General features: G+C 72.0%; 9 protein-coding genes. 5 read left to right on the top strand and 4 right to left on the bottom strand.

Translation table 11 applies throughout. The annotated features are described in order from the left end of the window. Positions 1–92 precede the first annotated feature (92 nt). Positions 93–785, bottom strand: coding sequence for a TetR/AcrR family transcriptional regulator (locus B072_RS45840; RefSeq protein WP_018535706.1), 693 nt, complete (start codon positions 783–785; stop codon positions 93–95). A gap of 162 nt (positions 786–947) precedes the next feature. Then, entirely contained in the window at positions 948–2,750 is a 1,803-nt protein-coding gene (locus tag B072_RS49730; protein WP_199791144.1) for a hypothetical protein, read from the bottom strand. A 212-nt stretch (positions 2,751–2,962) separates the two neighbouring features. Here B072_RS49730 and B072_RS0140395 point away from each other — a divergent pair, with 212 nt between their 5' ends. From B072_RS0140395 to B072_RS0140380, 4 genes are all read left to right on the top strand, one after another. Further along, entirely contained in the window at positions 2,963–6,019 is a 3,057-nt protein-coding gene (locus B072_RS0140395) for a glycoside hydrolase family 3 protein (protein ID WP_018535704.1), read from the top strand. Positions 6,020–6,143: 124 nt separating this feature from the next. After that, positions 6,144–6,929, top strand: a complete 786-nt coding sequence (locus B072_RS0140390) for a polysaccharide deacetylase family protein (protein WP_018535703.1) — start codon at positions 6,144–6,146, stop codon at positions 6,927–6,929. Positions 6,930–6,978: 49 nt separating this feature from the next. Further along, a complete protein-coding gene (locus B072_RS0140385) occupies positions 6,979–7,413 on the top strand; it encodes an SRPBCC family protein (protein ID WP_018535702.1) in 435 nt (144 codons plus the stop codon). A gap of 87 nt (positions 7,414–7,500) precedes the next feature. Beyond that, the gene (locus B072_RS0140380) at positions 7,501–8,544 is read left to right on the top strand and encodes a saccharopine dehydrogenase NADP-binding domain-containing protein (protein ID WP_199791143.1); all 1,044 of its coding nucleotides are present in this window, start codon (positions 7,501–7,503) and stop codon (positions 8,542–8,544) included. 13 nt (positions 8,545–8,557) lie between these two features. Here B072_RS0140380 and B072_RS0140375 read toward each other — a convergent pair whose 3' ends face one another. Then, entirely contained in the window at positions 8,558–9,793 is a 1,236-nt protein-coding gene (locus tag B072_RS0140375; protein WP_018535700.1) for a glycoside hydrolase family 6 protein, read from the bottom strand. Positions 9,794–10,027: 234 nt separating this feature from the next. Between B072_RS0140375 and B072_RS48475 the strand changes: the two genes are divergently transcribed. Next, positions 10,028–10,255, top strand: coding sequence for a hypothetical protein (locus B072_RS48475; RefSeq protein ID WP_158689295.1), 228 nt, complete (start codon positions 10,028–10,030; stop codon positions 10,253–10,255). Positions 10,256–10,561: 306 nt separating this feature from the next. Here the strand turns inward: B072_RS48475 and B072_RS0140365 are convergent, their stop codons facing one another. Further along, positions 10,562–11,710, bottom strand: coding sequence for an XdhC family protein (locus B072_RS0140365; protein ID WP_018535698.1), 1,149 nt, complete (start codon positions 11,708–11,710; stop codon positions 10,562–10,564). Positions 11,711–11,778: the final 68 nt, after the last annotated feature.

Below are 11,778 nucleotides of genomic sequence, written 5' to 3'. Positions count from 1 at the left end.
TCAAAAACCGACAAGTCGTTCGGAGTTGACCGTGGAGGGCGGTAGATGAAGCCTGCATCAACGCGCTGGGACGTCACCGTACGTAGCAGCTCTCAGGGGATCAGTTCCTCCACCGCCCGCTGCACTTCGGCCAGTTCGGCCGTACCGAGGCGCGGCCAGCCGAGCCCGTGCACCAGTGACGCGGTGACGGCCGGGCGGTTGTCGCGGGCGCGGGGGTCGCCCCACTGGAAGCGGTGGGAGAGCAGATGGGTGACCGCGTACCCGAGCACGGCCGAGCGCAGAGCGTCGACCGCGACGTCGGCGGGGAGCGACGGGTGCGCGAACTCGTGCTCTCGCACGGTGCGTTCGACGACGGAGAGGACGATCCGCGTGATCTGCCGGTCGGCCTGGAAGCGCCGCTCCAGGCGCTCCTGACGTGCGGCTCCGGCGACGGCGTCGGTCAGCGCCGTGACGCTGGACTCGAAGAGCGCGGGCCCGGTCTCGGCGTGCCGCATCGTCGCGAACGCAAGCCCGTACAGGGCGCGTACTCCGTTCCAGGGCAGATCGGCGACGGCCTGGAAGGAGCGGGACTGGAGGCGCGCGCTCTCCGTGGCCAGTTCGACGAGGAGGTCCTCGCGGCACGTGAAGTGGTTGTAGACGGTGCCCTTGGAGTAGCCGGCCTCCTGCGCGAGCCGCCCGAGGGTGAGCTGGTGCAGGCCGTCCCGGGCGATCACGTCGAGGGCGGTCCGCAGCAGGCGCCGCTCACGCTCCGCCACCTCGTAGGCCTTCCGCTGCGCGGTCCGCATGGCGTCACGTCGCCTGACGAGTGGTCAAAGTACGACCTCCTGTCGGCAGTTGAGTGGCCCGATATGATGCCGCCGGTGTTCCGTGCCGCGCACGGGGCGCCGCCCGGCACTGCCGTCCCGCGCCGGCGGCCGCTTTCGGCCGTTCTCGCGTGCGGCCCGCCGTCACAGATTCTCCCCGAGGCCGCCGCCCACCACGTAACTGCACTGCGTGTACGTGTATCCGGGCTGGATGCTGCCGCCCGCGGCACGGCTGCTCGCCGCCGCGGCCGAGCCGCCGGGCTTGTGCAGGAAGTGGTAGGAGCCGGCGGGCAGCCGCAGCGTCCTCTTCGGGTAGTTCTTGCCGCTCGCCTTGCAGGCCTTGCTGCGGCCCGCCGCCTCGCTGGGGTACGTCGTGCAGGAGGCGCAGCCGCCGATGGTGATGCGTCCGGTGACCGGTCCGGTGTAGAGGACCTCGACGGGGTCGGGACCGTCGTTGCTGATGACGAGCTCCATGCGGGAGCCGCCGGGGGCCTTCCTGGGCGGCAGGTGGGCGCCGGCCGACGGGCGTTCCTCGGCGATCTCGGCGGCGATGGCGACCTGCTGGGCGCGGTCGCGCCGCTTGTCGCTCTTGTAGGTGCCGGCGAACTTCTTCAGCGTCTGGTGCGCCTCGCCGAACTTCTTGTCCTTGAACTGGTCCATGCCGCAGGCGTACGTGCCGTCCTCCACGGCTCCCTCGACGTCGCCCCGCAGATGGGCGGGGGCGGGTGAGGGCAGCTCCCTCGCGGTGTCGCCGATGCGGCGCAGTTCGTCGGTGGCGCGGCAGGGTTCGGCGCCGTCGAGGGCGCCGGAGCGCTTGTCGACGGCGTCGCGCACGGCGGGCTCGACCTTGGCCGCCTGCTCCGACTTCGGGAACGTACGCAGGAGTTGGCCGAGCTCGCCGCCCTGTCCGTCGCCTTCGCCGGTGCCGAGCCTGCCCGTGCCGCAGGCGAGGAGAGAGGTGGCGAGGCGCCGGTCGGGCCAGCTCGCCAGGTCGCCGAGGACGTCACGGTCGATGCTCTTGGGCACGTCCCGCAGGTAGGCGAGGGGGGCGACGGCCCCGCAGTGGTCGCGCTCGGCGTACGGCGCGGCGACGGTCCTGTAGTACGCGTCGAGGCTGTCGTGCACGCGGCCCGCGGCCCGGGAGCCGGGGTGGTCCTCGGTGAGGTCGTGGTAGCGGGCGAGGGCGGTGCGGTACTCGGTCCTGGCCTGCGCGAAGTCCTTGCCGGACGCCTCCTTGACGAGGGCGTCGGTCCTGTCCAGGCGGTCGAGCAGCATCTCCTCGACGGCGTCGTCGCGCAGTGCGTCGTACCCGACCACTCCCCCGGCGGGCACGGCGAGCAGGACGACGCCGAGTACGGCGGCCACAACCGGCTTGACGCGTACGGCCGTTGCCGGGGCCCGCAGTCCGCGGCGTGCTCCGTCGGCCGCGGCGACGAGCAACAGGACCGGGTAGCCGACGACCGCCCAGCCGGGCACCCCGTCCGGGTCGGCGGGCAGCGCGACGGCCAACAGCCCGGCCGTGACGGCGAGGCACACCAGGGCGAGCCCCCAGCGCCGCAGATACGCGTAGCCGAGACCGAGCCCGGAGAGGTTGAGCACTGCGGCGGCCAGCGCGCGTACCGGATCGGCCGGGCCCGGGGGCGCCGCGGGCGGAGGCGGCGGCCCGAACACCACGGTCCGGGGCTCCCCGTAGACCGGAGGCTGCGCGGGCGGCGGTCCGTAGACCGGAGGCTGCCCGTAGGCCGGGGGCTGCCCGAAAGCCGGGGGCTGCCCGGGAGGTGGTGTCTGCGGCATCCGCGGCGGCTCGGACGGCATCCGCGGAGGCGGGCCGAACCCACCGCCGCCGTCGCTCGCCGCGCCCTCCCGCCCCGCACTGCCCGCACTGCCCGCACCGTCGGACGCGTCCCCCGGCCACCCCATCGCGGTCCCCCAACCGTCAGGTGTCACAGTCCCGATGACACGATCCGGTGCGATACGGGACCTGTCAATCGGTCATGACCCGCTGAGCGCGCCCAACTCCCTTTACGTTCCGAAGTCTTGACGCTCTCCCCCCACCCCCTTTAACTCAACTCTTGAATTTAGACGCTCGGGCACAAAGCGACGCACTAGACGCACAAGACGCACCACCAGCACCCGTATCGGGACCTCGGGAGGGAACCTTGCGTCACGTCACACCCCTGCACAGAAACGGCCGGAGAAGACGGGCCGCCCTGTTCACCGTCTCCGCGCTCGCCGCGGGACTACTGCCCCTGACCGTCGCGGGACCGGCCGCGTCCGCCGACGACCCGGACCCCGTACCGGTGGACCGCTTCGAGGGCGAGGTGCCGTTCGCCAACCAGCCCGCCGAGGGCATCTTCACCTGGGGCAGCGACGCCGACGACAACCCCAGGCTCGAACTGAAGGAGCGCGCGGACGCGCCCGAGGGCGCCAAGGTCCTCGAAGGGTCGTACGACATCAGCGGCTACGGCGGCTTCAGCCACGACTACGCCGCCGACCAGCCCGCCCACGACTGGACGGCGCACAAGGGCATCCGCTTCTGGTGGTACGGCGACGCCTCCGGCCGCGAGCTCACCTTCGAGATCAAGGACGGCGGCGCGCACGGCGAGGCGTCCGAGCTGTGGAACACCCGGTTCAAGGACGACTTCTCGGGGTGGAAGCAGATCGAGCTGCCGTTCACGCAGTTCGTGTACCGCACCGACTACCAGCCGGTCGGCGGCATCGACCAGGTCCTCGGCCTGGACAGGATGTGGGGGTACTCGGTCACGCTGCCGGTCGGCACGAAGTCACAGTTCGCCGTCGACGACGTCGAGTTGTACGGGAAGGCTGACCCGGCGCTGCGGGCCCGGGTGTCCACCGACGCCGTGGTGTACCCGGTGAAGGAGGGCGGCTCCGCGAAGGTGAAGCTGTCCGTGACGACCACGGGCAACGTGCCGGTCTCGGACCCCGTCACCGTCGCGTACGCCACCGAGGGCGGCTCGGCGACGTCCGGCAAGGACTACATCCCGGTCTCCGGCGAGGTCACCTTCCCGGCGGGCACCGCGTCCGGCGCGAGCAAGACCGTCACCGTCGCCACCACCAAGGACCGCGAGAAGGCGGAGAGCGCGGAGACGATCCCGCTGAAGCTCACGGTGACCGGCGCCAAGGCGCCCGCCGAGACGCCGCAGGTGGTTGTCGACGCGCACGGACTGCCCTATCTCGACGCCAAGCTCCCGATCAGGAAGCGGGTCGCCGACCTCGTCTCCCGGATGTCCCTGGAGGAGAAGGCCGGCCAGATGACGCAGGCCGAGCGCGGCGGTGTGGGCGCGGGCGGCGACGTCACCGCGTACGACCTGGGTTCGCTGCTCTCCGGCGGCGGCTCGACGCCGACGCCGAACACGGCCGAGGCCTGGGCGAAGATGATCGACGGCTTCCAACTGCGGGCGCAGGCCACCCGGTTCCAGATCCCGCTGATCTACGGCGTGGACGCGGTGCACGGTCACAACAACCTGACCGGCGCGACGATCATGCCGCACAACATCGGCATCGGCGCCACCCGCGACGCCGGACTCGCCGAGAAGGCGGGCGCGGTGACCGCGTCCGAGGTGCGCGCGAGCGGTGTCCCCTGGGACTTCGCGCCCTGCCTGTGCGTCTCGCGCGACGAGCGCTGGGGCCGCTCCTACGAGTCGTTCGGCGAGGACCCGGCGCTCGTGAAGAAGATGGAGACGATGATCCAGGGCTTCCAGGGCCGCGCCGACGGCGGCGACCTGGACCGCGACGACAAGGTCCTGGCCACCGCCAAGCACTTCGTCGGCGACGGCGGCACCGCCTACGGCTCGTCGACGACCGGCTCGTACACCATCGACCAGGGCGTCACGACGGTGACGAAGCAGGAGCTGGAGGCGGTGCACCTCGCGCCGTTCGGTGACGCGGTCGAGCGCGGTGTCGGCACGGTGATGCCGTCGTACTCGTCGCTCGACGTCATCGGCGACGGCGAGGGCCCGGTCAAGATGCACGCCGACGCCAAGATGATCAACGGCGAGCTGAAGGAGAAGCTCGGCTTCGAGGGCTTCGTCATCAGCGACTACAACGGCATCGACCAGATCCCGGGCGACTACAAGAGCGACGTCCGTACGTCCGTCAACGCGGGCATCGACATGGTCATGGCGCCGTACTCGTACAAGGAGTTCCGCGACGACCTGGTCGGCGAGGTCGAGGCGGGCAACGTCACCGACCGGCGGATCGACGACGCCGTGTCCCGCATCCTCACCCAGAAGTTCAAGCTGGGGCTCTTCGAGAAGCCGTACGCGGACACCTCGAACATCGACAGGATCGGCAGCGCCGCGCACCGCGCCGTCGCCCGGCAGGCCGCGGCCGAGTCGCAGGTGCTCCTGAAGAACGCCGGGAACGTGCTGCCGCTGAAGAAGTCGCAGAAGGTGTACGTCGCCGGGTCCAACGCCGACGACATCGGCAACCAGACCGGCGGCTGGACCATCACCTGGCAGGGCTCCTCCGGGAACATCACCGACGGGACGACCATCCTGCAGGCGATGAAGAAGGCCGCTCCGGGCGCGACGATCTCGTACTCGAAGGACGCCTCCGCGGCGACCGACGGCTACGACGTGGGCGTGGTCGTGGTCGGCGAGACCCCGTACGCGGAGGGCGTGGGCGATGTCGGCAACGGCAACGACCTGGAGCTGAACGCCGCCGACAAGGCCGCCGTCGACAAGGTGTGCGGCGCGATGAAGTGCGTGGTCCTCACGGTCTCCGGGCGGCCCCAGCTGATCGGCGACCGGCTCGCCGACATCGACGGCCTGGTCGCCTCCTGGCTGCCCGGCACCGAGGGCGACGGCGTCGCCGACGTGCTCTACGGCAGGAAGCCGTTCACCGGTCAGCTGCCGGTCACCTGGCCGAAGTCGGAGTCCCAGCTGCCGATCAACGTGGGCGACACCTCGTACGATCCGCAGTTCCCCTACGGCTACGGGCTCACCACGCTCACCAAGGTGCCGGCCGGCGGCGAGCACACGCTCAGGCTCCTCGCGCTCGCGGCGAAGCACGTGCACGACGCGAAGGCCGGTCAGGCACTCGTCGGCACGGCGCGGCTGATCGTCCAGGACAAGGCCGGGGCGGAGGTGTCGGCGGCGTGGACCAAACCGTTCGCGGACGCCGACCATCTCGCCCTCACCGGCGACTACGCGGGCGCCGTCGCGAAGCTGATCACCGCGTTCGGGGAGGCGTAGGACGACAGCTCAGATGAAGCCTCTTTGACAGGCAGACTGACAGTAAAACCGCAGCTCAAACAGCTATACACTCAGTGTACAGGCCATGTGTATAGTGCGCGGCATGTCTGTCGCACATGAGAAGATGACGAAAACGCGCAAGGGGTTCCGAGCGGTCGCGGCACTGGCGGCCGCCGGAGCCCTTTCGCTCGGCCTGAGTGGCTGCACGAAGTACGACACGACCAAGCCGAGCGCCGCCCGCAAGGCCTCCGCCGGCGACGCCAGGTCGGGCGCCCGCACGGTGGCCCGGTTCGGCACGGTCGACTGCCGCCGGGTCAAGTGCGTCGCCCTCACCTTCGACGCGGGCCCGAGCGAGAACAGCCCCCGGCTGCTCGACATCCTGAAGGAGAAGCAGGTCCCCGCGACCTTCTTCCTGCTCGGCAGAGGCCACATAGCGAAACACCCGGACCTCGTCAGACGGATGGCCCGCGAGGGGCACGAGCTCGCCAGCCACACCTGGGACCACCGGATCCTCACCGACATCAGTGACGCCGACATCCGCGACGAGTTCAAGCGCACGGACGACGCCGTGGAGAAGCTCACCGGCAAGCGCCCCACCCTGATGCGCCCGCCGCAGGGCCGCACGAACGACCACGTGAGCGAGCTCGCCAAGAAGGAGGGGCTCGCGCAGATCCTCTGGGACGTGACCACGAAGGACTACACGCTCCCGCCGTCGAGCACGATCGTGGACCGCGCCGTCTCGCAGACGCACCGCGACTCGATCATCCTGCTGCACGACATCTACAAGAACACCGTGCCCGCCGTGCCCGACATCATCGACCAGCTCAAGGCCAAGGGCTATGTCTTCGTGACGGTGCCGCAGCTGCTGGCACCGGGGAAGGCCGAGCCGGGCAAGATCTACAAGCCCTGAGCGGCGGGCGCGGCGGCGTCCCGGCCGGTTTCCCGCCTAGCATCGCGACATGGCAGCCCAGATCAGGATCTTTCGTGAGACGGCACTGAGTCCCGCCGAGGCGTGGCGCCGCCTCACCACGTGGGAGCGGCACGGTGACGTCGTGCCGTTGACCCGCGTCACGGTGACCACCCCGCCGCCGACGGCCGCGGGCACGGTGTTCGTGGCCCGCACCGGCGTGGGCCGGCGGCTCGGGTTCGACGACCCGATGGAGGTCGTGGCGTGGCGGCCGCCGCACCACTGCCGCCTGGAGAAGCGGGGGCGACTGGTCCGCGGCTGGGCCGAGTTCGAGGTGCACCCGCACGAGGGCGGCGGGGCGCGGGTGGAGTGGCGCGAGGAGCTGCGGGTGCGCGGGCTGCCCTCGGTGGCCGATCCACTGCTCGCGGCGGCCGGGCGGTGGATGTTCGGGCGGGCGGTCGACGGCCTGCTGCGGCACGGTGGTTGACGGAGACACGAAGGCTGTCCGGACAACTCGCCCGCAACACGGATGAGTTGTAACTTGTCCCACCCGGTCACACTCCTCCGTACGGAAGTGAGCCGCCTCATGGCCATAGCCGTCTACGGCGCCACGGGACACACCGGGCGCCTCGTCACCGCCGAACTGCTCGCCCGCGGCCAGCAGGTGATCCTCGCCGGGCGCGGCGAGGAACGCCTGCGCGCCCTGGCCGCCGAACTCGCCGCGCCCGACCGCGTCGGCGTGCTCACGGCCCCGATCGACGACGCCGCCGCGCTGCGCAGGCTCTGCGAGCAGGCCGACGCGCTGAACCACTGCGCGGGCCCCTTCACCACCACCGGTGCCCCGGTCGCCGCCGCGGCGGCCGAGGCCGGGATCCCGTACGTCGACCACGCCATCGAGCCGCACCCGGTGAAGTACCTCTTCGACGCGTTCCACGCCACCGCCGAGCGGACGGGCGCCGTGCTGATCCCGCAGATGAGCTTCTACGGCGGGCTCGGCGACCTGCTCGCCGCGGCGGCGGCCGAAGGGCTGCCCGACGTCGAGAAGGTCACCGTCGGCTATGCCGTCACGGGCTGGCGGATGACGCGGGGCGCGGTCAACACGGCGAACCTGCTGATCGGCGAGATCGACCGCATCTCGTACACGGACGGCGCCCAGCACATCGGCCCGGTGGAGATCCGCAACTCCGTCTTCCCGTTCCCGCCGCCGGTCGGCCCGCGCACCACGATCGTGCCGTTCCCGTCCGGCGAGGTCGTCACGGTACCCCGGCACGTGCCGACCCGCGCCGTGGAGGTCCAGCTCACCGCCTCGACGTTCGAGGAGGAGCAGATCTTCAGCAGCGTGGACGCGAGCCCCGAGGAGCGGGCCCGCACCCGGTTCACGGTCGCCGTCCAGGTCGTCCGCTCCTCGGGCGGCGGCCGCAACGCCCACCTGGTCGGGCACGACATCTGGCGGGCCGGGGCGCTGGCCTCGGTGGAGGCCGTGCTCCGGCTCACCGGCGGCGAGGGGCCGCGCAAGGCCGGGGTGTTCAGCCCGGCCGAGGCGTTCCCCGCCGTGCCCCTGCTCAACTCCCTCGCGGAGCAGGGGGCGTTCGAGGTCTCGCTGCCGGGGCCGAGCTGAACGCCGACCGGCTCTAGAGCAGTGGCGGGTTGGCGTACCGCACGAGCTCCAGCGCCTGTTGCGGGAACCAGTCGCCCGCCTTCGGGTCGACCGTGCCGCGCTCGGGGTCCTCGGGCCCGTCCGTGCCGCGCAGGCAGAGCCCGTCCGACTCGCCCGGCGTCTTGATCCACAGGCGCGCGTCCTGCAGCGGGTCGCCCGTGCGCAGGGTCGGGCGGGCACCGAGGCCGCGGTTCGGCGGGTTGCACCAGTCCTGCGGGTCGGTGTACTTGCCGGCGGGCGGGGTCCACGGGCCCTGCCCGTTCCGGCTGGAGTCGGTCACGAAGTGCGTCATCCGGGAGGCGGGCACATGGACGTGCTCGTCGATCCAGGCCTGCGCGTCGGCCCGCGGCCACCCCTGGTGCGGGCACGCGGCGACGTCCCCGCCCCCTTCGACGTACGCGATGCACGACGAGATCAGCTTGCCGTACCAGGAGTCGGCGTCGTCGGTGTTGTAGTTCGAGGCGTTGGTGTAGAAGCCGGAGGCGTGGGTGACGCCGCCCTTGATGAGGCGCGGCACGATCGAGTCGACGGTGTGCCAGCCCGGGTGTCCGGTGTCGAGGTAGACGCGGGTGCCGCGAAGAGGCTCCAACTCGTCGACGGCGTAGTTCACTTCGGCGTACCGCGCTGCGGTCTTCGTGCCCTCGGCGTCGTCCTGGCCGCAGTCGGCGGGCAGCAGGGCGAGCGCGTCGGGTTCGAGGATCACCAGGGCGTCGCGCGTTCCGATGCCGCGCGCCACGGCGTCGATCCACGCCTGGTACTCGGCGGTGTTCGCGGCGCCGCCCGCCGAGTAGTTGGCGCAGTCCCGGCCGGGGATGTTGTAGAGCGCGAGGACGGGGGTCGCGTCGGCGCGGGAGGCGTCCTCGACCACGTCGCGGGCGAGCCTCTCGACCTGCGCCGGGCTCTGGTCCCCGAACCACACGGCCTGCGGGGTGGCGACCATCGCCGCGATGCCGGCGGCGTCCTTGTACCGCCCGGCCCTGACCAGGTCGACCGCCTGGCGCAGGGCGTCGGGGTTGGGCTCCGGGGTGTAGAGGCGGGGGCCGCGCTGCGCCGCGGTGGTGGCGGCGCCGGTGTCGCTCGCGGTGTCGGCGGCGACGGCGGGCGCACCGGCCAGCAGCGCGGCCAGCGCGACGGACAGGGCCGCTACGGCGGTCGAGCCGCGGCGGGCCGGGCGTCCACGGCGGACAGCGCGTCTGCGGGGTTCTCGCACGGGTTCACTCCTGGGTCCTGGCGGTCACGGAAGGACGTTCGGGGGACTTGCGGGAGCGCTCCCACACGAGGGTCGTCGGCGTGCCGCGCGGCGTCAAGTACGGTGCACGAGGCGTCTGTTGCCGCTCACCACCCACACGCCACGCCCTGCGGCGACCACGGCCTCCCGGGCGGACCGGAGCGGGCCGCGTGTGCGTCGGCCGGGGCACCGGCCGGCTCGATGGGGCGTGGGCACATGACCGCGAAGGGCCGGCACGCTCTGGTGGAGGGGCCTCGGGGGCGGATCACGGCCGGAGCCACGGCCAAGGAGCGGTACGGACGGGCAGGAGACACCGAGGGCGGGCGCCGGATCACGCCGCTGATCGCGACCGACGGCTACGACGCCCCTGGGCTCAACCGGCTGCGTGCGGCGCCGCCAATCTACTGCCGCAGGACCCGGCGATCGCCCGCGACGACCACGTAGGCACGCTCCCGAACCGGCCGAAGGCGGAGATCGAGGCGGAGATCGAGGCCGCCGTCGAGGAGTCGCTCACGGACCGGTCGCCGGACGATCAGGTCCCGCTGCCCCAGCCGGCCTGTCACGCCGTCCGCGCCGCGATGGGCCGGTCGCGCGTCGGGCTCCCCCACGAGCCGCTCCTACAGAAGGTGCGGGAGCCGGCCACCCCCCGGGCGCCGCACTCGACTCGGTCGAACCCGTCCGCACCCCTCCCGGCCGCGACACCCTGGTCTCCCCCGTCAGCCGGCCGGCCTACGAACCCCCCGAGCCCCCTCAGGCCACCGACCCGATCCGTGCGGTCGCCCCCGCCTCGTGGTGGATCGGCGTGTGCGCCCCGGCCAGCGAGACCCCGCTTCCGCCCCTGCGATGCGCGACGATCTCCGAGGCGATGGACACCGCCACCTCCTCCGGCGTACGCGCCCCCAGGTCGAGCCCGATGGGTGACCGCAGCCGCGCCAACTCCATTTCGGTGACGCCGACTTCGCGCAGTCGCTCATTGCGGTCCAGGTGCGTGCGGCGCGATCCCATCGCCCCCACGTACGCGACCGGCAGCCGCAGCGCCAGGTGCAGCAGGGGTACATCGAACTTGGCGTCGTGCGTGAGCACGCACAGCACCGTGCGGCCGTCGACCTCGGTCCGCTCCAGATACTTGTGCGGCCATTCGACGACGATCTCGTCCGCGTCCGGGAAGCGCGTGGCCGTCGCGAAGACGGGCCGCGCGTCGCACACGGTGACGCGGTAGCCGAGGAACTTGCCCATGCGCACGAGCGCCGACGCGAAGTCGATCGCGCCGAACACGATCATGCGCGGGGCGGGGACCGACGACTCGACGAGCAAGGTGAGCGGCGCTCCGCAACGGGAGCCCTGCTCACCGATCTCCAGGGTGGCCGTGCGACCGGCGTCGAGATACGCGGCCGCCTCCTCCCGCACGGTGCGGTCCAGCTCCGGGTGGGCGCCGAATCCGCCCTCGTACGAGCCGTCGGGCCGGACGAGCAGCGCGCGGCCCATCAGCTCGGCGGGTCCCGACACGATCCGCGCGAGCGCCGCCGCCTTCCCCTGCGTGGCGGCGGCGAGCGCGGACCGCAGCACGTCGCGCACGGCCTCGTCCGAGGCGCGTACCGGCGTGACGAGTATGTCGATGATGCCGCCGCAGGTGAGCCCCACGGCGAACGCGTCGTCGTCGCTGTACCCGAACCGTTCGAGGACCGACTCGCCGTCCTCCAGGGCCTGTCGGCACAGTTCGTAGACGGCGCCCTCGACGCATCCGCCGGAGACCGAGCCGATCGCGGTGCCCTCGCCGTCGACGGCGAGGGCCGCGCCCGGCTGCCGGGGCGCGCTGCCGCCGACGGCCACCACGGTGGCCACGGCGAAGTCGCGTCCCTGCTCGACCCACCGGTGCAGCTCTTCGGCGATGTCCAGCATGTGTCGGTCTCCTCACGGATAGCGGATGCGTTCAAGGGCCACGTCGGGCCGTGTCCCTCACGGGTACT

It is taken from the genome of Streptomyces sp. HmicA12 (assembly GCF_000373565.1).
Classification (GTDB): domain Bacteria; phylum Actinomycetota; class Actinomycetes; order Streptomycetales; family Streptomycetaceae; genus Streptomyces.
This window is presented reverse-complemented; position numbering and strand designations above follow the sequence as displayed.